Source organism: Pseudomonas fluorescens, from assembly GCF_018614775.1.
GTDB lineage: Bacteria > Pseudomonadota > Gammaproteobacteria > Pseudomonadales > Pseudomonadaceae > Aquipseudomonas > Aquipseudomonas fluorescens_BY.
Window position 1 is genome coordinate 72,096 of record NZ_JAGGOF010000052.1, and the last position, 24,535, is coordinate 96,630.

Annotated in this window: 25 protein-coding genes; 18 read left to right on the forward strand and 7 right to left on the reverse strand. The window is 61.1% G+C overall.

The features are described from left to right. Positions 1–255: 255 nt before the first annotated feature. Entirely contained in the window at positions 256–1,605 is a 1,350-nt protein-coding gene (locus tag J7E36_RS15415; RefSeq protein WP_215004342.1) for an NCS2 family permease, read from the forward strand. A 62-nt stretch (positions 1,606–1,667) separates the two neighbouring features. Further along, complete coding sequence (locus tag J7E36_RS15420) at positions 1,668–2,297, forward strand: LysE family translocator (RefSeq protein WP_215004344.1); 630 nt, start codon at positions 1,668–1,670, stop codon at positions 2,295–2,297. Between the two features lie 146 nt (positions 2,298–2,443). On the opposite strand, the gene J7E36_RS15425 is transcribed toward J7E36_RS15420, so the two are convergent. From J7E36_RS15425 to J7E36_RS15435, 3 genes are all read right to left on the reverse strand, one after another. Beyond that, complete coding sequence (locus J7E36_RS15425; RefSeq protein WP_215004346.1) at positions 2,444–2,608, reverse strand: hypothetical protein; 165 nt, start codon at positions 2,606–2,608, stop codon at positions 2,444–2,446. Positions 2,609–2,632: 24 nt separating this feature from the next. Beyond that, a complete protein-coding gene (locus J7E36_RS15430; protein WP_215004347.1) occupies positions 2,633–2,785 on the reverse strand; it encodes a hypothetical protein in 153 nt (50 codons plus the stop codon). 186 nt (positions 2,786–2,971) lie between these two features. After that, the gene (locus tag J7E36_RS15435) at positions 2,972–3,160 is read right to left on the reverse strand and encodes a hypothetical protein (RefSeq protein WP_215004349.1); all 189 of its coding nucleotides are present in this window, start codon (positions 3,158–3,160) and stop codon (positions 2,972–2,974) included. Positions 3,161–3,169: 9 nt separating this feature from the next. Between J7E36_RS15435 and J7E36_RS15440 the strand changes: the two genes are divergently transcribed. Both J7E36_RS15440 and J7E36_RS15445 read left to right on the forward strand, forming a co-directional pair. After that, positions 3,170–6,145 (forward strand): calcium-binding protein, encoded by a 2,976-nt coding sequence (locus J7E36_RS15440; RefSeq protein WP_215004351.1) that lies wholly within the window; start codon positions 3,170–3,172, stop codon positions 6,143–6,145. Between the two features lie 65 nt (positions 6,146–6,210). Then, positions 6,211–7,875: a hypothetical protein gene (locus J7E36_RS15445; protein WP_215004353.1), complete on the forward strand. Its 1,665-nt coding sequence runs from the start codon at positions 6,211–6,213 to the stop codon at positions 7,873–7,875. 95 nt (positions 7,876–7,970) lie between these two features. Here the strand turns inward: J7E36_RS15445 and uraH are convergent, their stop codons facing one another. Continuing rightward, a complete protein-coding gene (gene uraH / locus J7E36_RS15450) occupies positions 7,971–8,324 on the reverse strand; it encodes a hydroxyisourate hydrolase (RefSeq protein WP_215004355.1) in 354 nt (117 codons plus the stop codon). A 411-nt stretch (positions 8,325–8,735) separates the two neighbouring features. Between uraH and puuE the strand changes: the two genes are divergently transcribed. The 6 genes from puuE to J7E36_RS15480 all read left to right on the forward strand — a co-directional run bounded on the left by puuE (position 8,736) and on the right by J7E36_RS15480 (position 14,243). Further along, complete coding sequence (puuE, locus tag J7E36_RS15455) at positions 8,736–9,662, forward strand: allantoinase PuuE (protein WP_215004357.1); 927 nt, start codon at positions 8,736–8,738, stop codon at positions 9,660–9,662. Then, positions 9,659–10,174, forward strand: a complete 516-nt coding sequence (gene uraD / locus J7E36_RS15460) for a 2-oxo-4-hydroxy-4-carboxy-5-ureidoimidazoline decarboxylase (protein ID WP_215004359.1) — start codon at positions 9,659–9,661, stop codon at positions 10,172–10,174. The genes puuE and uraD overlap by 4 nt, the downstream gene beginning before the upstream one ends. 64 nt (positions 10,175–10,238) lie before the next feature. Next, the gene (gene alc, locus J7E36_RS15465; protein ID WP_215004361.1) at positions 10,239–11,234 is read left to right on the forward strand and encodes an allantoicase; all 996 of its coding nucleotides are present in this window, start codon (positions 10,239–10,241) and stop codon (positions 11,232–11,234) included. A gap of 119 nt (positions 11,235–11,353) precedes the next feature. Continuing rightward, positions 11,354–11,857 (forward strand): ureidoglycolate lyase, encoded by a 504-nt coding sequence (locus J7E36_RS15470; RefSeq protein WP_215004363.1) that lies wholly within the window; start codon positions 11,354–11,356, stop codon positions 11,855–11,857. Positions 11,858–11,909: 52 nt separating this feature from the next. After that, on the forward strand, positions 11,910–13,211 hold the full coding sequence (locus J7E36_RS15475) for a urate hydroxylase PuuD (protein ID WP_215004365.1): 1,302 nt from the start codon (positions 11,910–11,912) through the stop codon (positions 13,209–13,211). 246 nt (positions 13,212–13,457) lie between these two features. Next, a complete protein-coding gene (locus J7E36_RS15480) occupies positions 13,458–14,243 on the forward strand; it encodes an outer membrane protein OmpK (RefSeq protein WP_215004367.1) in 786 nt (261 codons plus the stop codon). A gap of 197 nt (positions 14,244–14,440) precedes the next feature. On the opposite strand, the gene J7E36_RS15485 is transcribed toward J7E36_RS15480, so the two are convergent. Together J7E36_RS15485 and J7E36_RS15490 are read right to left on the reverse strand one after the other, a co-directional pair. After that, positions 14,441–15,595, reverse strand: coding sequence for a patatin-like phospholipase family protein (locus J7E36_RS15485; protein ID WP_215004369.1), 1,155 nt, complete (start codon positions 15,593–15,595; stop codon positions 14,441–14,443). A 48-nt stretch (positions 15,596–15,643) separates the two neighbouring features. Beyond that, the gene (locus J7E36_RS15490) at positions 15,644–16,576 is read right to left on the reverse strand and encodes a lipid A biosynthesis lauroyl acyltransferase (RefSeq protein WP_215004371.1); all 933 of its coding nucleotides are present in this window, start codon (positions 16,574–16,576) and stop codon (positions 15,644–15,646) included. A 118-nt stretch (positions 16,577–16,694) separates the two neighbouring features. Here J7E36_RS15490 and minC point away from each other — a divergent pair, with 118 nt between their 5' ends. The 7 genes from minC to J7E36_RS15525 all read left to right on the forward strand — a co-directional run bounded on the left by minC (position 16,695) and on the right by J7E36_RS15525 (position 22,360). After that, complete coding sequence (gene minC, locus J7E36_RS15495) at positions 16,695–17,432, forward strand: septum site-determining protein MinC (RefSeq protein ID WP_215004373.1); 738 nt, start codon at positions 16,695–16,697, stop codon at positions 17,430–17,432. Between the two features lie 200 nt (positions 17,433–17,632). Further along, on the forward strand, positions 17,633–18,445 hold the full coding sequence (gene minD / locus J7E36_RS15500; protein WP_042728954.1) for a septum site-determining protein MinD: 813 nt from the start codon (positions 17,633–17,635) through the stop codon (positions 18,443–18,445). Then, entirely contained in the window at positions 18,445–18,699 is a 255-nt protein-coding gene (minE, locus tag J7E36_RS15505) for a cell division topological specificity factor MinE (protein WP_003179111.1), read from the forward strand. Before minD ends, minE begins: the two co-directional genes overlap by 1 nt. A 182-nt stretch (positions 18,700–18,881) precedes the next feature. After that, a complete protein-coding gene (locus J7E36_RS15510; RefSeq protein ID WP_215004375.1) occupies positions 18,882–19,517 on the forward strand; it encodes an RluA family pseudouridine synthase in 636 nt (211 codons plus the stop codon). 39 nt (positions 19,518–19,556) lie between these two features. After that, positions 19,557–20,660, forward strand: coding sequence for a hypothetical protein (locus tag J7E36_RS15515; RefSeq protein ID WP_215004377.1), 1,104 nt, complete (start codon positions 19,557–19,559; stop codon positions 20,658–20,660). Between the two features lie 102 nt (positions 20,661–20,762). Continuing rightward, the gene (locus tag J7E36_RS15520; protein ID WP_215004378.1) at positions 20,763–22,052 is read left to right on the forward strand and encodes a M18 family aminopeptidase; all 1,290 of its coding nucleotides are present in this window, start codon (positions 20,763–20,765) and stop codon (positions 22,050–22,052) included. Between the two features lie 125 nt (positions 22,053–22,177). Next, entirely contained in the window at positions 22,178–22,360 is a 183-nt protein-coding gene (locus J7E36_RS15525) for a hypothetical protein (RefSeq protein WP_215004380.1), read from the forward strand. A gap of 7 nt (positions 22,361–22,367) precedes the next feature. On the opposite strand, the gene J7E36_RS15530 is transcribed toward J7E36_RS15525, so the two are convergent. After that, entirely contained in the window at positions 22,368–23,099 is a 732-nt protein-coding gene (locus J7E36_RS15530; protein ID WP_215004382.1) for a UTRA domain-containing protein, read from the reverse strand. 349 nt (positions 23,100–23,448) lie between these two features. On the opposite strand from J7E36_RS15530, the gene J7E36_RS15535 reads away from it, so the two are divergent. Then, positions 23,449–24,516: an ABC transporter substrate-binding protein gene (locus J7E36_RS15535; RefSeq protein ID WP_215004384.1), complete on the forward strand. Its 1,068-nt coding sequence runs from the start codon at positions 23,449–23,451 to the stop codon at positions 24,514–24,516. Positions 24,517–24,535: the final 19 nt, after the last annotated feature.

Sequence of the window (24,535 nt, forward strand, 5' to 3'; positions counted from 1 at the left end):
CACGTCACCCTGTGGGAGCGAGCCTGCTCGCGATGGCGTCCGCATAGGCGATATATCCCTATCGCCAGAATTTTCGTCGACAATACCGAAAACATTATTTGCTTTATTTGTATACAAAAGCATAATTCGCTTCGTGCGAGTTCTTGACCAATAGGTCAACAAACCTCGCCAGCCTTGCCTGCCTCAAAGCCTCGCAAACACCCTCAGGGCGTGCGGTGCTGGAAATAACAATAAAACTCTTGAGGAGTACTCGCTGTGGAAAGCCGCAAACCCGAAGCCCAGACGCTGGACCTTTCGCCGCCATTACGCAGTGGCTGGCTGGAGCGCATCTTCAAACTCAGCGTGCATGGCACCACGGTGAAAACCGAGTTGATTGCCGGCCTGACGACGTTCATCACCATGGCCTACATCATCTTCGTCAACCCCAACATCATGGCCGACGCCGGCATCGATCACGGCGCCGCGTTCGTCGCCACCTGCATCGCCGCCGCCCTCGGGTGCCTGTTGATGGGCTTGTATGCCAACTGGCCGGTGGGCCTGGCGCCGGGCATGGGTTTGAACGCGTTTTTCACCTACACCGTGGTCGGCACCATGGGCTACAACTGGGAAACGGCGTTGGGCGCGGTGTTCATTTCCGGCGTGCTGTTCATGTTCCTGACCCTGTCGCGGGTCCGCGAATGGCTGCTCAACAGCATTCCGGTGAGCCTGCGGTTCGCCATGGGCGCGGGGGTCGGGTTGTTCCTCGGCTTGATCGGCCTGAAAACCGCCGGGATCGTCGTCGACAGCCCCGCCACGTTGATCAAGCTCGGTTCGCTGCGTGAACCCGGCCCGCTGCTGGCCGCCGTGTGCTTCCTGATGATCGCGGTGCTCAGCTATCACCGGGTGTTCGGCGCGATCCTGATCAGCATCATCGCCGTGACCCTGGCCGGCTGGGGCCTGGGGTTGGTGCACTACAACGGCGTGATGTCGACCCCGCCAAGCCTGGCGCCGACCTGGATGGCAATGGACGTGGCCGGCGTATTCAACGTCAGCATGATCAGCGTCGTGCTGGCCTTCCTGTTCGTGCACATGTTCGACACCGCCGGCACCTTGATGGGCGTCGCCCAGCGCGCCGGCCTGGTGAAGGCCGATGGCAAGATCGAGAACCTGTCCCGCGCCTTGAAGGCCGACAGCGCCTCCAGCGTATTCGGTGCCATGGTTGGCGTGCCGCCGGTGACCAGCTACGTGGAGAGCGCCGCGGGTGTGGCGGCGGGTGGTCGTACGGGGCTTACCGCCGTGACCGTCGGTGTGCTATTTATTGCCGCCATGTTCTTCGCCCCGCTGGCCGGGATGATCCCGGCCTACGCCACGGCCGGCGCCCTGATCTACGTCGCCATGCTGATGATGGGCGGCATGGCGCACATCGAATGGGACGAACCGACCGACAGCATCCCGGCCATCGTCACGGCCATCATGATGCCCCTGACGTTCTCGGTCGCCGACGGCATCGCCCTGGGTTTCATCACCTACGTGGTGCTCAAGGCCGGCACCGGCAAGCACAAGGAAATTTCCGTCAGCCTGTGGGTGCTCTGCGCGATCTTCATCGCCAAGTTCATCTTCTTGTAAGCAACACCGTATCCACACGCCTCACCCATTGGGTGAGGCATTTTTCCATCAGGAGCAAAGCAATGAATCTGGAAACCTGGCTGTTGTTCAGTGGCGCCGCATTGGTGGTGATCCTCATCCCTGGCCCCCTGTCGCTGTTGATGATCGGCAACAGCCTGAACTACGGCCTGCGTCGCTCGTACCCGGCCTTCCTCGGCGGCGTGATTGCCTCGATCTGCCTGTTGAGTGCCTCGGCGCTGGGGCTCGGTGCGTTGCTGCTGGCCTCGGAAAAACTGTTCAGTGCCCTGAAAATCGTCGGTGCGTTGTACCTGTTCTACCTCGCCTGGCAGAGCTGGCAGCAATCGCGCCTGCCCGCCCAAGGCGCCGAAGTGCCCCAGGCCGCCGCCGTCCCACGCTTTCGCGCGCTGTTCGGTAGGGCGTTCGTGCTGGGCGCCAGCAATCCGAAAGACATCCTGTTCTTCGCCGCATTCCTGCCGCAATTCTTGAGTGCCGGGCAGCCGTTCCTGCCACAGCTGTTGATTATGATTGCCACCTGGACCGTCCTCGACCTGCTCTGCAAGCTGGCCTACGGCCTCGGCGCCCACGGCGCGGCGCGCTATCTGCGTACGGGTAAGGGCCAGAGCTGGTTCAATCGCATCAGTGCAGGCTTGTTCGGTGGCGCGGGCGCGGCCTCTTTGCTGTCCGCCCACTAATCGTCTGTTGCCTGGAGCCTTTCGCAAAACGTGGCAACAACCCCTCGATATACACCCTCGAGGAAAACACCTTACATAGAGGGCCATTCAATCATCGTTGAACAAGGACGTTCACAATGGCCCGACTTATCCAACCTCCCTCTATTTCAGCCGACCATGGCGTGGTCATCACCGATCTGGGCTTTCACGCCAATGAGCCCACGCCCGAGACGCTTGATTTCCAAGTGGCCGGCCACCCGCCGCTCAGTGCAGGACACCAGCAGCGCCAGGCGCAACTGGAGGTCGTCGATAAACTCTACGGCCCGCTCCATATCGGTTCCGTGGCCGTTACCCGCTCAGCCCTGAATGCGCTCGGTGCGACAACCGATGGCCAGCTTCTGAACGGTGAAAACACGTTCTTTCGCATCCCCAATCGTTTCTTCCTGAGCTCGCTGCAGTTCAACGCCGGTGACATCGAAAGGCGTATGGCACTGACCTTCGATGCGCACGACTATCGACTGCCGACGTTGCTGTTCGAAATAGCCAGCCAGCGAGCACGCTTCGCACGCCCCATGTTACGAGAACTTCCTGAAACAAAGGTAGAACCGGGTCGCTATCGGAGCACCCTGGAAAAACTCTTGAAAGCCGCCCAACGCCTCGACACCCGAGCGTTTGCGCAATCGTCACTGAGTTGGTTAAGCCAGGCCAAGAGCCACATCCTCATCCCCACCGGCCTGGGCCTCCAGGCCTTCGGCATCTACAGCGGTCTGCGTGGCCTGCAGGATGCCATTCGGGACAAGGACGATTACCAGGCCCTCTTCAATGGCGCCAGCGTCGCCGCCGAAGTGGCGTCCATTGGCGTTGAAGCGCTGGTGACCCGACAAGCCACGCAGATGATCACGGCCGGCCAGCGCTCCCTGGGGGCGTTCGCCAAAACCACATTCGCTATCCGATTGGCCCGCGGCAGTGGCTTGATTGCCAGCGTGCTGACCCTTCCGTTCGACATCGTCGCCGCTGTCGACTCGTTCAAGGCTGCCGCCAATGCCCACGGTCGCGAGGCCACCGATCACTACGTCAATGCCGCCTTGAGCGTCACCAGTGCCGCCATGGCCGTAACCATCGGCATCGCGGCGCTGGCCGGGTTTACCTCCGCCGGTCCAGCAGGCCTTGCCGCCGGGCTTGTCCTGGTGGTCGGTTCACAGATCTGGGGCGCGATCCGGCAGGTCGATGAAATCGACGATTACATCGCGCTCACCGCACATGAGCGCCTGCGCACGGGTTGGTTCGCCTTCTGGACGGTCAGCCCGGACGACGATGTCCAGAATCGTTACGTCATCGCCAAGGCGAGCGCTGAACACACCCAGCGACTCCAGGCCAATGCCTTGAACCTGCTCCGGGGATCGTTGAAAGACAGCACCGAGGCGATCGTCAATGGTCGGTTCACCGTAGAACTCGAACGGGTGACTTACCGCACCTGGAGTTGGTGGAGCGGTGAAAGGTACCAGGCGACAACCGTGCGCCCGCGGATCAAGGACAGCGATGACGTGATCGATGCACGCCACGGCGTAACGGTTGAAACACCCGGCGCGGTCATTGGGGCAAAGGCTGAACACAAGGGCATCCATTGGTATCTCGGCGGTGGCAACGACACGGTTCTGGGCGTTGAAAACAAGCCAAACGTCTTCCATTACGGCCGGGGTATCAAAGCGCTGACAGGCGGTGCCAAAGATGATGTGTTTATTTTCGAGGGTTCTGCAGAAATCGTCGCCGCAGACCCGGCGCCTCTATCGAACAGGCTGGTGGGCGGCGCGGGCAATGACACGCTGATCCTGGCGGGCGGCGCCAGTGATGGTCAGGTGCCACGGCTGGGTTATCACGTCGACCTGGAAGCTGGGCAAGTCACCGTCATGACCCAAGGGCCTTTCGAAACGGCCAGCAGCGCCTATCGCCATACTGTGCTTGAAGGTATTGAACACGTCGAAATCCTTGAGGGCGGCACCCACGCCATCAAGGGTACCGCCGGCGCAAACATCATCAAATCCCGCGGTAACGACTCCATCGAGGCTGGCGCCGGAAATGACCAGATTGCCATCCTTGGCGGCAACAACCGCAACGCCAACGGGGGCCCCGGCGCTGATGCCTATGCCATTGCCCACACACCAGGCCATGTGTCGATCAGCGAAGACGGCGTGGACAACAGTGTCATCGCCCTGGACTGGCGAGCGGACCTGATCGAAAGCTGGGCTATTGAAGACGGCAACCTGGTGGTGACTTCACGCTTTGATTCAAACGACTGGGAGGTGCGTAAAGTCACCGTCAACGACGTCTACGGCGACAGTGGGTATCCACGGGCCTTGCACAACAACAAGCTCGCTTTCATCACCAAAGATGGTTTCCATTTCGTACCCGACCTGCCCGACAGCCTCGAGCATGGCCGCTGGCTCGCCATTGAAGCCGTCATGGTGCAACAAGGAACACCGCGAAACCCGGCCATTTTGAATGACCGCAGCGAGCAGCCGATCGCCCACGACGACGATACGAGCTATTACGTTTCCCGGCTGATCGAACTCACGACACTCACCGTCAAACAAAAAGGTGAATGCTCCACTACCCTCCATCTCGACTACGTCAAAGCCGAACTCACACGGATCGAAGCCCACTACAACGCCTATGTCACTCAAGACAATGAAGGGGACATCGCAAGGTATGGCGAGTGTGGCCTCACGCTGCACTTTGGCACTCATCGAATCATCGTCAACAACCTGGCCAGTTCCGATCAGCGTTACAGCGCGCGAAGAACGGCAACCGAGCGCCGAGCGTTCTCCGCCTTGGATATGCACCATACTTTTATCCTGGTCATGAAAGACGGCGCCTCCTACCGCCTGACCCAACCTTCCCCCGACTATGCCTTGTTGCTGGACAAACGCTTCATCGACAAGGATCCGGTGGCGTGGAAGAGCGATGCCGCCTCGTCACTCACGCCGACAAAAAAGCCATACGCCTATCTTCAACCCCTGGATAAAAATCCCCATTACATGGGCAGCCGGGCCACCTGCGCCATGCTCACTGCCGCCACGCAACAGACAGGTGTCGAAGTCCTGGTCGGCCAAGGCGCCACCTACCTTGTGCACCTGAGCCCGAACATGACGCTGCGCCTCTCCACCCCCGGCGCATTGGCGAGCGCCAACCCGCGATTACCCCGCGCCTCCCAATGGGAACTTGACGCCACGCGCCTCGGCGAAGTCGACATAAAACTGACCGCCAACCTGCTGTGCATTGGCACAACGGTCATCCATCTGCCTGCCTATGAAGCTGAAGACCTGATCGATCAGATACGCGTGATCACCGCACACGGTGTCATTCATGCAGTCGACAGCCTGTTTGAGCGGGTGTATGTCGAGGCGCTGGATGGTCGATACCTTTCGCCCTTCCTCGATCCCCACGCAGCGTTGCCGCCGGAACTTGCCAGGTTATCGTCCGTACAACTCCGGGTTTTCAATATCGCCACCAGAGATGGCTCCTCGGGCGTGCCGAGCTTTAACCTCAAGACACGCCAGTGGACCCTGGATAACGATGAATCCCGCGTCGTTGCGGCGCACGACTTGAGAAAAACCAACCTGTGCGACCACCACCTCAAGATCTATCAGGACCTGGCCCGAGAGGGCCTCAGCCAGGATCCGCCCTTGAACGCTGACGCGCTGCGGCTATTGCGGGAACAGTGCGAAAGACTGGTGGAAAGCCCCACATTGGGGAAGTCGTTGACCCTCGCACATGCAATAGCCCTGGGCCCGACGCCTGGCAGAGAACGCCTGTACCTGAACGCGCTCCTCTCTCTCGATGGGGTCCTTCCCCAACTGGCATTGCCTTGACGCGCTACGTCCGAAAGTGACACCCAACGCCATATCTATGTAGTGCACCTGACTGTTCATTTTCAATGAACATCTTCAAGGCCGCGGCCTGCCGCCCGCGTCAGGCCTATTCAGGATCACCGACTTTCATTCAAGAGCATCAACATCCAATGAGCCCAAAACGAAATACCCGTCCCACTGTTTCCACCCCCGATGCGCCCCACGCCACCCGCGACAGGGAAACGCAGACATCGCCCGCCAGCCCCGTCAGGACAGAGGGCGCCGATCAGGCACCCGTGTCGCCGCCGGGAAGACAAACCGAGCCCGCGGAGCCGCCGCTCCCGACCATTCGCCTGTCCGAGATCACCACGCAGGTACTCACCGGCGACGGGTCCGTTTCGGTTTCCCTCGACAATTATTACCTTCCACCCGAGCTGGTCCCGCTGTTATCGGAGCCGGACGCGAACTCAGGCATCCGCACGTTCAGGACACGCACCTACGTCGAATTGGCAGAAGGCGGGACGGTGCTGCTGGGGCGCGATGCGCAAGACCACTACAGAGCCCGCTCAAGCGCCGAACTCATCGCCTCCGGCCCCCGCCTGGAGCAAGTGGAAGGCAGTTTGCTGTGGCGGCGGATCCCGCAACCCGTCGTCACGGACGGCAGTGACTCCACCCTCACGATTACCCTGCACACGCTGCCGGAGGAGGATTCGACCGAAGTGTCGACGCCCAAGCGTCCGCGCCTATCAGAGCCTCAAGGCGCAGCGCCGGGGGACGGCACCTCGGTGTTCAGCAAAAACTGGGGGGTGGAACCCAGGTTCATGCCCGAATTCATCACCATAAACGGTGTTCACTACAAGGTGGTGACCCGCGTGGACGCCCGGGAATTTCCGATCACCTACATCCAGCACCCCACCCATGCCGCCTATGATTTCGATGTGATGGAGGCCACCCTCAGGCACACACCGGACGAGCAGCCCCGAAGTGCGATCCGCGTCCCTCCGCATGATCACTGGGAGATCGATCCCAGGCTGCCATTTGAAAAACCGCTCACGGCTTACGTCAGGGATGCCTTTCCAGAGGTCACGACGGTCACCCTGGGAAATATCGCGAGAAAGCAGTTTGAACTGGCCAACAACTCGACGTTCGCCGACGCGGCGGGCCTGACCGCACTCAGGCAGATTTTCCACAGTTGGAAAAACGGCACCCCGTCACCGCACCCGGAATGGACCGATCCCTTGCTGATGCTGCCGATTCTGCCGACCTCTTCCGGTGCTACAAGCGCCTCGCGCGCGATCGACCTGCCCGTCCCTTCTGCGACCGGTGCGCTGGACCGGCTCGATTTCGACCCCTTATGGTTCCAGCGCGAGTGGAATTTCTTCACCTCGACGTATTCGCCCATGGACCTCAAGCGCTTCATGGCCGGCCTGCTGACCCGCAACGGCTATACGGTCATGGAGCCGAACACCTTCAACAGCTTCCCGGCGCTGGTGTTTCGTCGGACAGGGCACGACTATGTGTTTTTCATGAGCCTGCATCGTACCCGCATCCCGAAACTGTCCCTGCCCACCCACATGAACCCCAATACCACCGGCATCAACCTGGAAACCCAGGTCGGCGAGGCCGCCGCACAGGTGGTCAAGGACGCCCACCAAGCCAACAAAATCGTCTGGCTCAAGGGCGGCTCCCAGATACGTCCCAACTTCGCCGACACCGTCTTCATCATCCGGGATGACAACGCCAGGTTGTAAAGGGACCGCGCAAAAAAAAGCCCGCAGTGTGGGCGGGCGAAAACCAGAGAAGCTCTATGCGCAGTCGCTTCCAGGACAAGGCAGCTGCCTGGGGGTCAGCTGCCTCGATAGGTTGAATAGGCGTAAGGCGAAATCAGCAGGGGCACGTGGTAGTGGTCCTGCTCGGCGGAAATACCGAAGCGCAGCACCACCACATCCAGGAACGCCGGCTCGGACAACTGGACGCCGCGGGCGCGGTAGTAGTCGCCGGCGTGAAATTGAATCTGATAGACACCGGACCGGTAGTCATCCCCTTGCAGCAGCGGCGCGTCGCAACGGCCATCGCTGTTGGTCAGCGCGCTGGCAACCAGTTCCAGTTGCGAGCCTTCGACCCGGTACAGCTCGACCTTGATCGAGCTGCCCGGGCAGCCGTGTGCAGCATCCAAAACGTGAGTAGTCAAACGTCCCATTGATTGTGCGCGCCTCGCTGCTGGGCAGTCCGGCCCGACGCCTCCTGAATCAGTTGAAAGACAGGCCGCACCGTTTCGGAGCACGAAACGACACGACGATTGGAGAATTAAGACACTTTAAAAGAAAATTGTACACAATAAAAAATTGAAATTTATTCCAGGAATCCCGCGACCCGGTGCCGGGGCCAATCTACAGCCGGAGCAGCGGCAACGCTATACGTCTACGCATTATTGACCAAGTGGGCAGATTTCTTGCAGTGTAGACCTCTCAGTGGCAGGCGCGAAAAATGCGAAATTTCAGACTTACAAATCGCGCACAAAGTTGTATACAATCACTCCATCGTCGTGGCGCCAGCCCTAGATCCACACCCAGGCGCCACCTACATGGTTCGAACAAGAAGGAAGACTGCAGTGAGCGCTGACTACCCACGCGACCTGATCGGTTATGGCAACACCCCTCCCCATCCTCAGTGGCCGGGCAAGGCCCGCATCGCCCTGTCCTTCGTGCTCAATTACGAAGAAGGCGGCGAGCGCAACATCCTCCATGGCGACAAGGAATCCGAGGCGTTTCTTTCGGAGATGGTCGCGGCGCAACCGCTGCAGGGCGAGCGCAACATGAGCATGGAATCGCTGTACGAGTATGGCAGCCGCACCGGCGTCTGGCGCATCCTCAAGCTGTTCAAGGAATTCGACATCCCGCTGACCGTCTTCGCCGTGGCCATGGCCGCCCAGCGCCACCCGGACGTGATCCGCGCCATGGTCGCCGCCGGTCACGAAATCTGCAGCCACGGCTATCGCTGGATCGACTACCAATACATGGATGAGGCCCAGGAGCGCGAGCACATGCTCGAAGCGATCCGCATCCTCACCGAAATCACCGGCGAGCGCCCGCTGGGCTGGTACACCGGCCGCACCGGCCCCAACACCCGTCGGCTGGTGATGGAAGAAGGCGGTTTTCTCTACGACAGCGACACCTACGACGACGACCTGCCCTACTGGGAACCGAACACCCCCAACGGCAAGCCGCACCTGGTGATCCCGTATACCCTCGACACCAATGACATGCGCTTCACCCAAGTGCAGGGTTTCAACCACGGCGACGACTTCTTCCAGTACCTCAAGGATGCCTTCGACGTGCTGTATGCCGAAGGCGCCGAAGCGCCGAAGATGCTCTCCATTGGCCTGCACTGCCGCCTGATCGGCCGCCCGGCGCGCCTGGCCTCCCTCAGGCGTTTCCTCGAATACGCCAAGGGCCATGACCAGGTCTGGTTCAGCCGCCGCGTCGATATCGCCCGCCACTGGCAGCAGGTCCATCCACACCCTGGAGCTGTGAAATGACTGCATTCCAGAGCCTCAAGCCTTCGACCTTGAGCCGCGAGGCGTTCGTCGAAGCCTTCGCCGATATCTACGAACATTCGCCATGGGTGGCTGAGAAAGCCTTCGAGCTCGGCCAGGACCCGTCGATCGACCAGATCGAAACCTTGCACCAGCGCATGAGCGATATCCTGTTGAGTGCCGATCACGCCAGCCAGCTGGCGCTGATCAACGCTCACCCGGACCTGGCTGGCAAAGCCGCCGTCCAGGGCCAACTGACCGAAGCCAGCACGCACGAACAGGCCGGCGCCGGTATTCACCAATGCACGACCGAAGAGTTCCAGCGCTTCACCGAGCTGAACGACGCCTACAAGGCCAAGTTCAGGTTTCCCTTCATCATGGCGGTAAAAGGCAGCAACCGGCACCAGATCCTCGCGGCGTTCGAAACGCGCATCCATAACCCGGTAGACACCGAGTTCAAATGCGCGCTGGCGGAGATCAACAAGATCGCGTTGTTCCGACTACTGACCCTTTAGCGAGCAGCCTGAACCCAGGCCCGCGAGCATCCCCAGCCAACTTATTCAAAGGCAGACAAGAAGAATGAAAGCTTACGCCGTACCGTTCGAGAAGTTCGTCAACCTGGCCGACGCCCGCCTGGGCACCCGGATCATCTCGGTGACCGATGACTGGTTCGCCGACGCCAACCGTCTGTTCCAGCCGACCCCGGCCGTCTGGAAGGAGGGCGTGTTCGATGACAACGGCAAATGGATGGACGGCTGGGAGTCGCGTCGCAAGCGCTTCGAAGGCTACGACAGCGCCGTGATCCGCCTGGGCGTAGCGGGCTCGATCAAGGGCGTGGACATCGACACCTCATTCTTCACCGGCAACTACCCACCGTCGGCGTCCCTGGAAGCCTGCTTCCTGGCCGAAGGCGAGCCGGACGACAACACCCAGTGGACCGAAGTCCTGTCGGCCGTCGAGCTGCAAGGCAACAGCCACCACTACCACGAAATCAGCAACGACCAGGCCTTCAGCCACTTGCGCTTCAACATCTACCCCGATGGCGGCGTAGCCCGGTTGCGCGTCTACGGCATTCCGCACCGCGACTGGTCGGCGGTGGGCGACAACGAACAGATCGACCTGGCTGCCGCCCTCAATGGTGGTCGCGCGTTGGCCTGCTCCGACGAACACTTCGGCCGCATGAGCAACATCCTCAACCCGGGCCGTGGCGTCAACATGGGTGATGGCTGGGAAACCGCCCGTCGCCGCACGCCTGGCAATGACTGGGTAATCGTCGCCTTGGGCCATGCCGGCATCGTCGAAAAAGTCATTGTCGACACCCTGCACTTCAAGGGCAACTACCCGGACAGCTGCTCGATCCAGGGCGCGTTCGTCAAGGGCGGTACCGACAGTCAGATCGAAACCCAATCGCTGTTCTGGCGCGAATTGCTGCCCAGCCAGAAACTGGAAATGCACGCCGAACATACCTTCGCCGAGCAGATCAAGGCCCTGGGCCCGATCACCCACATCCGCCTGAACGTGTTCCCGGATGGCGGTGTGAGTCGCCTGCGAGTGCTGGGCAAGGTCGCTAAATAGAGTCGAACCCAATCGCGAGCAGGCTCGCTCCCACAGGGGCACGCGGTCAAATGTGGGAGCGAGCCTGCTCGCGATAGCGATAGAACGAACAACACAGAATTTTGGATAAGAAGACCAGCATGCGCACACTCAAGATCGAACCCTTGACCAAAGAAGCCTTCGCCCCGTTCGGTGATGTGATCGAAACCGATGGCAGCGATCACTTCATGATCAACAACGGTTCGACCCAGCGCTTCCATCGCCTGGCGACGGTTGAAACCGCCCTGCCTGACGACAAGGCGATCATCAGCATCTTCCGCGCCGACGCGCTGGACATGCCGCTGACCGTACGCATGCTGGAGCGTCATCCGCTGGGCAGCCAGGCTTTCATTCCGCTGCTCGGCAACCCCTTTCTGATCGTGGTCGCGCCACTTGGCGATGCACCTGTATCAGGCTTGGTCCGCGCCTTCGTCACCAACGGCAGGCAGGGCATCAATTACCATCGCGGCGTCTGGCACCACCCGGTGCTGACGATCGAAAAGCGGGATGACTTCCTGGTGGTTGATCGCAGTGGCACAGGCCATAACTGCGATGAGCATTTCTTCATAGAGGATGAGTTGTTGATCCTCGATCCCCACCAATAAGAGAAGCGTCCGATCATGCGAATACAAGTGTGACGGGCGAGAGGTAAAGACTGTGGAAGCACATATGCTGGAATGGCTGAACCTGAGCATCCGCTGGGTTCATATGATCACTGGCGTGGCCTGGATCGGCGCGTCGTTCTATTTCGTCTGGCTGGAAAACAACCTCAACCGCGTCAACCCCAGGAGCGGCCTGGCCGGCGACCTGTGGGCGATCCACGGTGGCGGTATCTACCATCTGGAAAAATACAAACTCGCACCGCCGTCCATGCCGGAGAACCTGCACTGGTTCAAGTGGGAAGCGTACTTCACCTGGATGTCGGGTATCGCGCTGCTGTGCGTGGTGTTCTATTGGAACCCGACTATCTACCTGCTGGCCCCCGGCAGCAGCCTGAGCGGCCTCGAAGGCGTTGCCCTGGGCATTGGCTCGTTGTTCGTCGGCTGGTTCGTCTACTCCTTTCTCTGTGATTCGGCCCTGGGCAAGCGTCCCGCCCTGCTCGGCCTGATCCTGTTCGTGCTGCTGATCGCGGCGGCCTACGGGTTCAGCAAGGTGTTCAGCGGTCGCGGTGCGTACCTGCATGTCGGGGCGGTCATCGGCACGATCATGGTCGGCAACGTGTTCCGCATCATCATGCCGGCACAGCGGGCCCTGGTAGCGGCCATTACCCAGAACCGCACTCCCGATCCGGCGCTGCCGGCCAAAGGGCTGCTGCGCTCGCGTCACAACAACTACTTCACCCTGCCGGTGCTGTTCATCATGATCAGCAACCACTTCCCGAGCACCTATGGCAGCCAGTACAACTGGCTGATCCTGGCCGGTATCGCCGTGGCGGCCGTGCTGGTGCGTCACTACTTCAACACGCGCCATGACAGCAACCGGTTTGCCTGGACACTGCCGGTCGGCGCCCTGGCAATGATTTGCCTGGCGTATGTCACGGGGCCGAAACCGGCACCAACCGCACCGGACGTGGCCAAGGCGCCGGCGGCCATCGAGTATCAACCACTGCCGGAAACCGCCGTGGGCGGTGGCGCCAAACCTGAGTCGGCGCCCGCCGCCCCGACCGCACAACCTGCCCAGGCCGCCACCGCTCAAGGCCCGTCGTTCGAGAAGGTCCACAGCGTGATCCAGGAACGCTGCTCGGTCTGCCATTCGGCCAAACCCACCAGCCCGCTGTTCAGCGCGGCGCCGGCCGGGGTGATGTTCGATACGCCGCAGCAGATCCAGCAACAGGCCGCGCGCATCCAGGCCCAGGCCGTGACCAACCAGATCATGCCCCTGGGCAACATCACCCAGATGACCCAACAGGAACGTGATCTGATCGGCGCATGGATCAACCAGGGCGCGCAGACCAACTAGTCTCGCTGTCCACACCGCCACACGCCCTACCGCTGACAGGCCGGCCGGCCCACGACCGGTCGCCCGCCAGCGGCTGCCTGCGCCTGGACAATGACACGCTCCGGCCCTGGCCCAAGGCTTGCCCTCAGCACTTGTCACGAGCAAAAAGCTGACCGAACGGATGTTTTACCCCCGTAGAAAAAGGCGCCACACCAGAGCGCTGATCTGAAAAAACAGCGGTACCACTTACCTTTGGGAGCAAACCGAATGAACCGCACGTGCACCAGCCTGATACTCGCAGGATCCTTGTTGGCGGGCAGCCAGGCCATGGCCGACGATCTGTTCCAATGGCAGAACAACAGCCTGACCTACCTGTACGGCAAGGATTTCCAGGTCAACCCGCGCATCCAGCAGACCGTGACCTTCGAGCACGCCGATGCCTGGAAATACGGCGACAACTTCTTTTTCCTCGACCGGATCTTCTACAACGGCAAGGAAGATGGCCAGTCGGGCCCGAACACCTACTACGGCGAGTTCAGCCCGCGCCTGTCGTTCGGCAAGATCTTCGACCAGAAGCTGGAACTGGGTCCGATCAAGGACGTGTTGCTGGCGATGACCTACGAGTTCGGCGAAGGTGACAACGAGTCCTACCTGATCGGTCCAGGCTTCGACCTGGCGATTCCCGGCTTCGACTACTTCCAGCTGAACTTCTACAACCGCCAGACCGAAGGCCCACGCGCCGGCGACAACGTCTGGCAGATCACCCCGGTCTGGGCCTATACCCTCCCGGTGGGCTCATCCGACATCCTGATCGACGGCTTCATCGACTGGGTGGTGGACAACGACCGCAATTCCAAAGGCACCTACCACGCCAACCTGCACATCAACCCGCAGGTCAAATATGACCTGGGCAAGGCCCTGAGCCTGGGCGCCAAGCAGCTGTACGTGGGTGTGGAATATGACTACTGGAAGAACAAATACGGGATCGAAGACAGCGAAGGGTTCAAGACCGACCAGAGCACGACCAGCTTCTTGCTGAAGTATCACTTCTGATCCAGCCCTCGCAACTGTGGACTCCTGTGTGGGAGCGAGCCTGCTCGCGATAGCGGCGGGTCAGCTTGCATTGATGTCGGATGTGCCGCCATCGCGAGCAGGCTCGCTCCCACAGGGGATTTATAGTGGGTACTGAGTTCTGAGCCCAACACAGGATCCTGTGGGAGCGAGCTTGCTCGCGATAGCGGCAGGCCTGCCTACATCAATCCCAGGAACCGACTCAGTTCCTCACGCTGCGCCAACGCATCCTGGCGCCCCAGCTCGATCAGTTCGCTGCAATACCCCGCCTCGAACAACAGGTAGCTCAACACCCCCGCGCCACTGGTCTTGGTCGCGCCCGGGCCGCGCAGGAAGACCCGCAGCGCGCGGGGCAGTTCGTGGCGATGGCGAGCGGCGATTTCGTCGATGGGCTGGCTGGGCGAAATCACCAGCACCTCCACCGGCGCCGCGCCCAAGGCATGGGCCGGCACATCGTCGGGCAACAAGTGACTGAAACCATTCAGGCGTTGAAGCAGCTCGATGTCACTTTCCAGGCTGTCAATGAACGTACTGTTGAGCATGTGCCCGCCGATCTGCGCCAGGGTCGGTTGCAGGCCCGTGTAGCTGCGCTCCGCGGGATCCTGCCCGCCGGCACCACGGGGGTTGCCACTGACGCCGATGACCAGCACCCGGTTGGCCCCCAGGTGCAAGGCCGGGCTGATCGGCGCCGATTGCCGCACCGCGCCGTCGCCGAAGTACTGCGGGCCGATCTTGACCGGGGCGAACAACAAGGGAATCGCCGAGCTGGCGAGCAAGTGCTCCACCGTCAACGGCGTCGGCACGCCAATGCGTCGATGCCGCAGCCAGGCATCGATGGTCCCGCGCCCCTGATAGAAGGTCACCGCCTGGCCGGACTCGTAACCGAACGCCGTCACCGCCACCGCCCGCAGTTGCTGTTCGGCGATGGCCTGCTCGATACCCGAAGCGTGGAATTGCGCCTGCAGCAGCTCGCGCAACGGTGAGCTGTCGATCAGCGCCACCGGCAACTTGGCCCCCAGGCCCAGCAGGCTGTGGGTGATGAAACGCGTCGCCTGGGCCAGCACACCACGCCAGTCGCTGCGCATCACCTGGTGGCTGCGTACCGTGCGCCAGAACGCCGTCAGCCGCTCGATGGCGGTCTTGAAGTCCATCGCCCCGCTCGCCAGGCTGACCGCGTTGATTGCTCCCGCCGAGGTGCCGACGATCACCGGGAAGGGGTTCTGCGCGCCGTCGGGCAACAATTCGGCAATCGCCGCCAATACGCCCACTTGATACGCTGCCCGAGCCCCGCCACCGGAAAGAATCAAACCTGTAACGGGTTCAGCTGGGGTCATTGCGATGCTCCGTGCGTTGGGGTGAGGCAAAAAAGGCAGACTAGCGTTTCAACCACGCCTGGCGTACAGCTTCGGCTCGCCCGGCGGACGACTCTTGAACCGCCGGTGGGCCCAGAGGTATTGCTCGGGGCACCCGCGCACCGATTGCTCGACCCACTGGTTGATGCGAATGCAATCGGCCTCCTCGCTCTCGCCCGGGAAGTCTTCCAGCGGCGCCTGGATCACCAGACGATAGCCGCTGCCATCGGTCAGGCGTTCCTGGACGAATGGCACGACCAGCGCCTTGCCCAGGCGGGCGAACTTGGTGGTGGCGGTGACTGTCGCCGCCTGGATGCCGAACAGTGGCACAAACACACTTTGCCTGGCACCGTAATCCTGGTCCGGCGCGTACCAGATCGCCCGGCCGGCCCGCAGCAGCTTGAGCATACCGCGCACGTCGTCGCGCTCCACCGCCAGGGAATCGAGGTTGTGCCGCTCGCGGCCACGGCGCTGGATGTAGTCGAACAGCGGGTTCTTGTGCTCGCGATACATGCCATCGATGGTGTGCTGCTGGCCGAGCAAGGCCGCGCCGATTTCCAGGGTGGTGAAATGCAGTGCCATCAGGATCACGCCCTTGCCGTCACGCTGGGCCTGCTTGAGATGCTCCAGCCCTTCGACATGGGCCAGCTTCGCCAGGCGCGAACGCGACCACCACCAACTCATGGCCATTTCGAAGAAGGCGATGCCGGTGGAGGCGAAGTTTTCCTTGAGCAGCCGCTTGCGCTCGGCAGCGGTTTTTTCCGGGAAACACAGTTCCAGGTTGCGCCGGGCGATGCGCCGTCTGTCGCCGGCCGCCCGATACATCAGCGCGCCCAGCGCACGGCCGACGCGCAGCAGGAGCGGATAAGGCAGCTGGACGATCAGCCACAACAGCCCCAGGCCGCACCACAGCAGCCAGAAACGCGGATGAAAAAATGCAGCTCGAAAACGCGGGCGATCCATTACAGCTTCCACAAAGACATGGGCCGCGCATTCTACATCGTTCGACCCGGCTTGCGGCTCGCGGACGATCTCGTTATAAGTCTCGGCACTTTTAGTGACAAGTCGTTGTACGCCGACCATGAGCCAAACCGAACCGCTAGACCAAGATCCTGTGTTCCAGTTGAAGGGCAGCATGCTCGCCATTACGGTGCTGGAGCTGGCCCGCAACGACCTGGAGAGCCTTGACCGGCAGTTGGCGGCAAAAGTCGCCCAGGCGCCGAACTTCTTCAGCAACGCCCCGCTGGTGCTGGCCCTGGACAAACTGCCGGCCGGCGAAGGCGCGGTGGACCTGGCGGGCCTGATGCGCGTGTGCCGCCATCACGGCCTGCGCACCCTGGCCATCCGCGCCAGCCGCATCGAAGACATCGCCGCGGCCATCGCCGTAGACATCCCGGTACTGCCGCCATCCGGCGCTCGCGAGCGGGTGCTGGAACTGAACCCGGTCGAAACGAAGAAAGCCCCGGAAAAACCACCGGAGCCGACCATCAAGCCGACACGCGTGATCACCGCGCCAGTACGCGGCGGACAGCAGATTTATGCCCAGGGTGGCGATCTGGTCATCATCTCTTCGGTCAGCCCGGGGGCGGAACTTCTGGCCGATGGCAACATCCATGTATACGGCCCGATGCGCGGTCGAGCGCTGGCCGGCGTCAAGGGTGATACGAAAGCCAGGATCTTCTGTCAGCAATTGAGCGCTGAACTGGTTTCCATCGCCGGGCAGTACAAGGTCTCCGAGGATTTGCGCCGCGACCCGCTGTGGGGGGCCGGCGTGCAGATCAGCCTGTCGGGCGACGTGTTGAACATCATTCGGCTTTAACGGATACTGCCGCATTTTCCAAGCATCTCTAAAACGTAGCGAAACGGCTTACACGACGCAGGAAAAAGGGTCAGGCAGCGTTTACCGGAGGTAAACCCCGCCCCAAGCCCGATTCCAGCCAGGCCTGTCCAATTGCAGCAGTTTTCCAGAGATGTTCTTCAGGGGCTGACAAAGTCCTTTTTCCTTAGGGGTGAAACACCTTGGCCAAGATTCTCGTGGTTACATCCGGCAAGGGTGGTGTGGGTAAGACCACCACCAGCGCCGCTATCGGTACCGGCCTCGCTCTGCGCGGGCACAAGACAGTCATCGTCGACTTCGACGTCGGCTTGCGTAACCTCGACCTGATCATGGGTTGCGAGCGTCGCGTGGTCTACGACTTCGTCAACGTGGTCAACGGCGAAGCGAACCTGCAACAAGCCCTGATCAAGGACAAGCGCCTGGAGAACCTCTACGTGCTGGCCGCCAGCCAGACCCGCGACAAGGACGCGCTGACCCAGGAAGGCGTGGAAAAAGTCCTGATGCAGCTCAAGGAAGACTTTGAGTTCGTGGTCTGCGACTCCCCGGCCGGTATCGAAAAAGGTGCCCACCTGGCCATGTACTTCGCTGACGAAGCGATTGTCGTGACCAACCCGGAAGTGTCGTCGGTGCGCGACTCCGACCGCATGCTGGGCCTGCTGGCGAGCAAATCCCGCCGCGCCGAGAACGGCGAAGAGCCGATCAAGGAACACCTGCTGCTGACCCGCTACAACCCGCAACGGGTCAGCGACGGCGAAATGCTCGGCGTCGAAGACGTCAAGGAAATTCTCGCCGTGACCCTGCTGGGTGTGATTCCGGAATCCCAGGCGGTACTCAAGGCCTCCAACTCGGGTGTGCCGGTGATTCTCGACGACCAGAGCGACGCCGGTCAGGCGTACAGCGATGCCGTTGATCGTCTGCTGGGCAAGACCGTGGAGCATCGATTCCTCGATGTCACGAAGAAAGGTTTCTTCGAGCGCCTGTTTGGAGGTAGGTAATGAATCTTTTTGACTTCTTTCGTGCCAATAAAAAGCCCAGTACCGCCTCGGTCGCGAAAGAGCGTCTACAGATCATCGTGGCGCACGAACGCGGCCAACGCAGCACCCCCGACTACCTGCCGGCCTTGCAGAAGGAACTGGTGGAAGTGATCCGCAAGTACGTCAACATCGGTAGCGATGACGTGCACGTGGCGCTCGAAAGCCAGGGCAGTTGCTCGATTCTGGAACTCAATATCACCCTGCCGGATCGCTGATCGATCGGCGGGAGCCACGGCGGCTCGGGTCCCCTACAGCCTTTTTGTGGGAGCGGGCTTGCTCGCGAAAGCGGTTATTCAGACACATTACTCTTGAATGTGCCGCCGTCTTCGCGAGCAAGCCCGCTCCCACAAAGGGTGGGCCCGAGCCGCCGTTGGCGTTTGTAAAGAGACTTTTTTCAATGCCCCTTTCCAACATTCGCATCATCCATCAGGACGCTGCCGTGCTGGTGGTCGACAAGCCAACCTTGTTGTTGTCCGTGCCCGGTCGGGCCGACGACAACAAGGACTGCCTGATCACCCGCCTGCAGGAAAACGGCTACCCGCAAGCGCGAATCGTGCACCGCCTGGACTGGGAAACCTCCGGCATCATCCTGCTGGCCTGCGACCCGGACAGCCATCGCGAGCTGTCCCGGCAGTTTCACGACCGCGAAACCGAAAAGGCCTACACCGCACTGTGCTGGGGCCAACCGGCGCTGGACAGCGGCAGCATCGACCTGCCGTTGCGCTATGACCCACCGACCAAACCGCGGCACGTGGTGGACCATGAGCACGGCAAACACGCCCTGACTTTCTGGCGCGTGCTGGAACGCTGCGGCGACTGGTGCCGGGTCGAACTGACGCCGATTACCGGGCGCTCGCACCAGTTGCGCGTGCACATGCTATCCATCGGTCACCCGCTGCTGGGCGACGGGCTCTACGCCCACCCACAAGCCCTGGCCGCCTGGCCACGCCTATGCCTGCACGCCAGCATGCTGAGTTTCACCCATCCACAAACCGGCGAGCGCCTGCGCTTCGAATGTCCGGCGCCGTTCTAGTTCGCGCAACCAAGAGTCTCACTCGATCAAAGGCTTGGCATGCAGGTGATGGATCTACACGAAACACCCGTCGGGAAAGTCCCCCGCCAACTGCTCTACCTGATTTATGGCGATAACCATGTTTACCGCCATGAAGCCAAGTTCAGCATCTTGACGGCCCTGGCCCACGGCCACCCCTCGACCCTGCCAACCATCAGAATCCTGACGGACCGGCCCGAGGACTACCAGGGCTGGCCCGTCGAGACCGTGACCCTGAGCCCTGAATTGCTGGGTCAATGGCAAGGCGAGCATGGTTACATTCATCGGCGCAAAGCCTGTGCTATCGCGGCGGGGCTGAAGCTGGCGGAAAAGACCCTGTTCGTCGACACCGACACGCTGTTCCTCGCTGACCCCGACCTGTTGTTCAAGCGAATCCAGCCAGGGCAGTACCTGATGGACAGTTTCGAATATAACTGGGACTACGTATGTGAACGCGAGGATTACCGCCGTCTGGGCGCTTGCCTGCATGCTCACGGAGTGGATCGGAACAACGGCTTCAAGCTCTATAACAGTGGGCTATGCGGGGTGACTGACCGCGATGCGCCGTTGCTGGTCCAAGTCATCGACCGGATTGATGAATGGACTGAAGGTGGCTTCGACATCCACACCATCGAGCAAATCGCGATTTCATTCACGTTGCGCAACGCAACCATTCGCGAAACCAACAGACATGTGCATCACTATTTCGCTGACAAACGCTTCTTCCACAGCATGCAGGCGCACTTCTTCGCACAACACGGCGAAGCCTTCAGTGCAGCGCTGGTGCAGCGCTGCCACGATGTACCACGCAGCAAACCGTTCCCGGCGGCCTGGCGCCGGCTGCTGATCAAGTGGAAATTGCGCGACCAGCGCGGTGCTCTACGCAAGATCGGCCGCGACTTGCTGTATGGCAGCGCGGCGCCGAGCCATCCCTACTACGACATTTGTCGGCACCACTGGTGGGATTCAGCGGCGCGGGAAATCCTTCGCCTGGACCCACAGCGCCAGGCGCAGCTGTTCAGCGAACTGGAGCATTGGCCCCAGCACCTGCCCGAACCGTTCAAGGCTCAGGACAAAACGCTGATCATGGCACACCTGCGCAAGCGAATCGCCGCTTCAGGCTGACCGATACCAGAGCGTTGGCGAACCCTTTATCGCAGGGGATTGTGCCTGCAATGCAGGTTGTCGATGGGGTAAACTCCCGCCCATTGCTGCCTGGAGTTACTTATGCGCACAGAGTTGAACCAAGGCCTGATCGACTTCCTCAAGGCCTCCCCTACCCCCTTCCATGCCACCGCCAGCCTGGCCCAACGCCTGGAGGCGGCGGGTTATCAGCGTCTGGACGAGCGCGAGACCTGGGCCACCGAGGCCAACGGTCGCTATTACGTCACGCGCAACGACTCTTCGATCATCGCCTTCAAGCTGGGGCGCAATTCGCCGCTGCTCGACGGCATCCGCTTGGTCGGCGCTCACACCGACAGCCCGTGCCTGCGGGTCAAGCCCCAGCCTGAACTGCAACGCCACGGGTTCTGGCAACTGGGCGTGGAAGTCTACGGCGGCGCGTTGCTGGCGCCGTGGTTCGACCGCGACCTGTCCCTGGCCGGGCGCGTGACATTCCGCCGCGACGGCAAGGTCGAGAGCCAGTTGATCGATTTCAAGGCGCCGATCGCGACGATTCCCAACCTGGCCATCCACCTCAATCGCGAGGCCAACCAGGGCTGGGCCATCAATCCGCAGAACGAGCTGCCGCCGATCCTCGCCCAGTTCGCCGGTGACGAGCGCGTCGACTTCCGCGCCGTGCTCACCGACCAACTGGCCCGTGAACATGGCCTGAACGCCGACGTGGTGCTCGATTACGAGCTGAGCTTCTACGACACCCAAAGCGCCGCAGTCATTGGCTTGCATGGCGACTTCATTGCCGGTGCACGCCTGGACAATCTGCTGTCGTGCTACGCCGGGCTACAAGCCTTGCTCAATGCCGACACCGAAGAAACCTGCGTGCTGGTGTGCAACGACCACGAGGAAGTCGGCTCCTGCTCGGCGTGTGGCGCCGACGGGCCGATGCTGGAACAGACCCTGCGGCGCTTGTTGCCTGATGGTGAGGAATTCGTACGCACCATTCAGAAATCCCTGCTGGTCTCGGCAGACAACGCCCACGGCGTTCACCCCAACTACGCCGACAAGCACGACGCCAACCACGGCCCCAAGCTCAACGCCGGCCCGGTGATCAAGGTCAATTCCAACCAGCGCTACGCCACCAACAGCGAAACCGCCGGGTTCTTCCGTCATCTATGCATGGCCGAAGAAGTGCCGGTGCAAAGCTTCGTGGTGCGCAGCGACATGGGTTGCGGCTCGACCATCGGCCCGATCACCGCCAGCCACCTGGGTGTGCGCACCGTGGACATCGGCCTGCCGACCTTCGCCATGCACTCGATCCGCGAACTCTGCGGCAGTCATGACCTGGCGCACCTGGTGAAGGTCTTGAGCGCGTTCTATGCCAGTCGCGAGTTGCCCTGAATACAACAATCCCCTCGGCATAACAGCATTCGACCTGAAATCGGAAATACACTGACCGAGGTCACCGCGACCTCGCCAAACCCCAACTAGACTGACCTTATCGCTCCCTCGACAAGGTCGTCACCATGATCTCGATGTCTGCGTTCAACGCCATGCTGGTGCCGATCATCGCCGGCATGCTTTTGCTGGCCATCGGTTTCAATTTCCGAGACAAGAACGTCGGCGTCTTTGCCATGTGGATCGGCATGTTGTTGATCCTCGCCACGGTGGTGTTCAAGATCCTGAGCAAGCTCAACGAGTCGCTCTGAACCCACCTCATGTGGATGATGATCGCTCCGGCACATCGACGCCGACATGAATCGCATCGTGTCGCCAGAACTCCAGGTCGCAGTCGATCAGCCGTTGATGCTGGTCGTAGTTGACCCGTGCGATCCGCAACCCGGGGCTGCCCACCGAAACCTTCAACGCCGCCGCCGCTTCCGGTTGCAGTGACGTGGGCACGATCTCGAACTTCACCCGGCCGTAATGCAGGTCGTAATGACGGGCGTACAGCTCGGTCATCGACTGGTTGAGGTCAAAATCGAGAATGCCTGGAAAGTACTGCGGGTTCAGGTAGTGCTCGACGTACAGCACCAGTCGCTCATCGATACGCCGCGCGCGGCAGATCTGGATCACGCTGGACAATGCCGGCAACTGCAACCAGGCACATACGGCCGCCGAGGCCGGCTGCAGGCGCGCGGAAATCACTTGGGTAGAAGGTACCCGCCCCTGCGCCGCGACCATGGCGTGGAAATGGCTGCGCTGCATCAGGTTGTAGGCCAGCCGTGGTGGCGAGACGAACCAGCCCCGGCGCTCCTCCCGATAGATCTGCCCCTGTGCTTCGAGTTGTAACAGCGCTTCACGCACGGTGATACGCGTCGTTCCGAACAACTCACTGAGCTTGCGCTCGGCCGGCAGCTTGCTGCCCGGCGCCAGCAACCCGTGGTCGAGTTGCTCCTGCAGGACTTGTCCGATGGCTGTCACCGCTTTGGTTGCATCGATGCGCATCAACGTTACCTATCTGGACTAGACCAGCACTGTTTCGGGGCGGGATCGCACACCTGACGTCCCACTGCGTGTTCCAGCAAGCCTAGGCACTGCACATGACTGGCAGATGACAAAGGCGCCGAACGGTATCGCTTCAGGTGTGCAAAATAACGGCCAAGTCCTTGCAGATCAGCTGTTTAACCATGGTCTACGCTTAGTCAGCAGCCAACCTTCACAAGCCCTGGTTTGGCCGGCATCTCCAGCGCCGACATCAAATTGTCACAGGGCTTGCCTACATTGGCTCAGGTATTGCTGACCTAGACCAACACAACCGCAATCGCAGCGTTGAAAACGCCCATAGGAGCTTCGGATGAAACAGCTTTTCCTGGCATCACTGTTAGGCTCGACTATCGCCATGTGCACCGCCGCCATGGCCGCTGATACCGATCTGAAAACGTTGGAAGCCGCTGCGAAAGCGGAAGGCGCCGTCAACAGCGTCGGCATGCCCGATGACTGGGCGAACTGGAAAGGCACCTGGGAAGACCTGGCGAAAAACTACGGCCTGAAACATGTCGACACCGACATGAGTTCGGCCCAGGAAATCGCCAAGTTCGCCGCCGAGAAAGACAATGCCAGCGCCGACATCGGCGACGTCGGCGCCGCGTTCGGCCCGATCGCGGTCAAGCAGGGCGTGGTTCAGCCGTACAAGCCAAGCACCTGGGAACAAGTGCCGGCCTGGGCCAAGGACAAGGACGGCAACTGGGCGCTGGCCTACACCGGCACCATTGCGTTCATCGTCAACAAGAAGCTGCTGCACGGCTCCGACGTGCCGACCAAGTGGGCCGATCTGAAAACCGGTAAATACAAAGTCTCCATTGGTGACGTGAGCACCGCCGCCCAGGCCGCCAACGGCGTGCTGGCAGCAGCCCTGGCCAACGGTGGCGACGAGAAGAACCTGCAACCGGCGCTGCTGATGTTTGCCGAGATCGCCAAGCAAGGTCGCCTGTCCATGGCCAACCCGACCATCGCCACGATGGAAAAGGGCGAAGTGGAAGTCGGCGTGGTCTGGGATTTCAACGGCTTGAGCTACAAGGCCAAGATGGCCAACCCGGATGACTACGTCGTGCTGATCCCGTCCGACGGCTCGGTCATTTCCGGCTACACCACCATCATCAACAAATACGCCAAGCACCCGAACGCCGCCAAGCTGACCCGCGAATACATCTTCAGCGACGCCGGCCAGATCAACCTGGCCAAAGGCAACGCCCGGCCGATCCGCGCCGAGCACCTGAAACTGCCGGAAGAGGTCCAGGCCAAGCTGCTGCCGAACGAGCAGTACAAAGGCGTGACGCCGATCAAGGATGCTGATGCGTGGGAGAAGACTTCCAAGGCGCTGCCTCAGAAGTGGCAGGAAGAAGTGATCATCAATATGCAGTAAGGCGGTAATTAGCCCGCTC

Coding starts and splice junctions, on each gene's coding strand:
- J7E36_RS15530 (WP_215004382.1), bottom strand. CDS start 23,099: ATGCGCATCGATGCAACCAAAGCGGTGACAGCCATCGGACAAGTCCTG.
- alc (WP_215004361.1), top strand. CDS start 10,239: ATGAAAGCTTACGCCGTACCGTTCGAGAAGTTCGTCAACCTGGCCGAC.
- J7E36_RS15490 (WP_215004371.1), bottom strand. CDS start 16,576: ATGGATCGCCCGCGTTTTCGAGCTGCATTTTTTCATCCGCGTTTCTGG.
- minE (WP_003179111.1), top strand. CDS start 18,445: ATGAATCTTTTTGACTTCTTTCGTGCCAATAAAAAGCCCAGTACCGCC.
- J7E36_RS15445 (WP_215004353.1), top strand. CDS start 6,211: ATGAACATCTTCAAGGCCGCGGCCTGCCGCCCGCGTCAGGCCTATTCA.
- J7E36_RS15440 (WP_215004351.1), top strand. CDS start 3,170: ATGATCACGGCCGGCCAGCGCTCCCTGGGGGCGTTCGCCAAAACCACA.
- J7E36_RS15535 (WP_215004384.1), top strand. CDS start 23,449: ATGAAACAGCTTTTCCTGGCATCACTGTTAGGCTCGACTATCGCCATG.
- J7E36_RS15420 (WP_215004344.1), top strand. CDS start 1,668: ATGAATCTGGAAACCTGGCTGTTGTTCAGTGGCGCCGCATTGGTGGTG.
- J7E36_RS15425 (WP_215004346.1), bottom strand. CDS start 2,608: ATGGAGCGGGCCGTAGAGTTTATCGACGACCTCCAGTTGCGCCTGGCG.
- J7E36_RS15485 (WP_215004369.1), bottom strand. CDS start 15,595: ATGACCCCAGCTGAACCCGTTACAGGTTTGATTCTTTCCGGTGGCGGG.
- J7E36_RS15480 (WP_215004367.1), top strand. CDS start 13,458: ATGAACCGCACGTGCACCAGCCTGATACTCGCAGGATCCTTGTTGGCG.
- uraD (WP_215004359.1), top strand. CDS start 9,659: ATGACTGCATTCCAGAGCCTCAAGCCTTCGACCTTGAGCCGCGAGGCG.
- J7E36_RS15470 (WP_215004363.1), top strand. CDS start 11,354: ATGCGCACACTCAAGATCGAACCCTTGACCAAAGAAGCCTTCGCCCCG.
- J7E36_RS15515 (WP_215004377.1), top strand. CDS start 19,557: ATGCAGGTGATGGATCTACACGAAACACCCGTCGGGAAAGTCCCCCGC.
- uraH (WP_215004355.1), bottom strand. CDS start 8,324: ATGGGACGTTTGACTACTCACGTTTTGGATGCTGCACACGGCTGCCCG.
- J7E36_RS15520 (WP_215004378.1), top strand. CDS start 20,763: ATGCGCACAGAGTTGAACCAAGGCCTGATCGACTTCCTCAAGGCCTCC.
- minC (WP_215004373.1), top strand. CDS start 16,695: ATGAGCCAAACCGAACCGCTAGACCAAGATCCTGTGTTCCAGTTGAAG.
- J7E36_RS15525 (WP_215004380.1), top strand. CDS start 22,178: ATGATCTCGATGTCTGCGTTCAACGCCATGCTGGTGCCGATCATCGCC.
- J7E36_RS15510 (WP_215004375.1), top strand. CDS start 18,882: ATGCCCCTTTCCAACATTCGCATCATCCATCAGGACGCTGCCGTGCTG.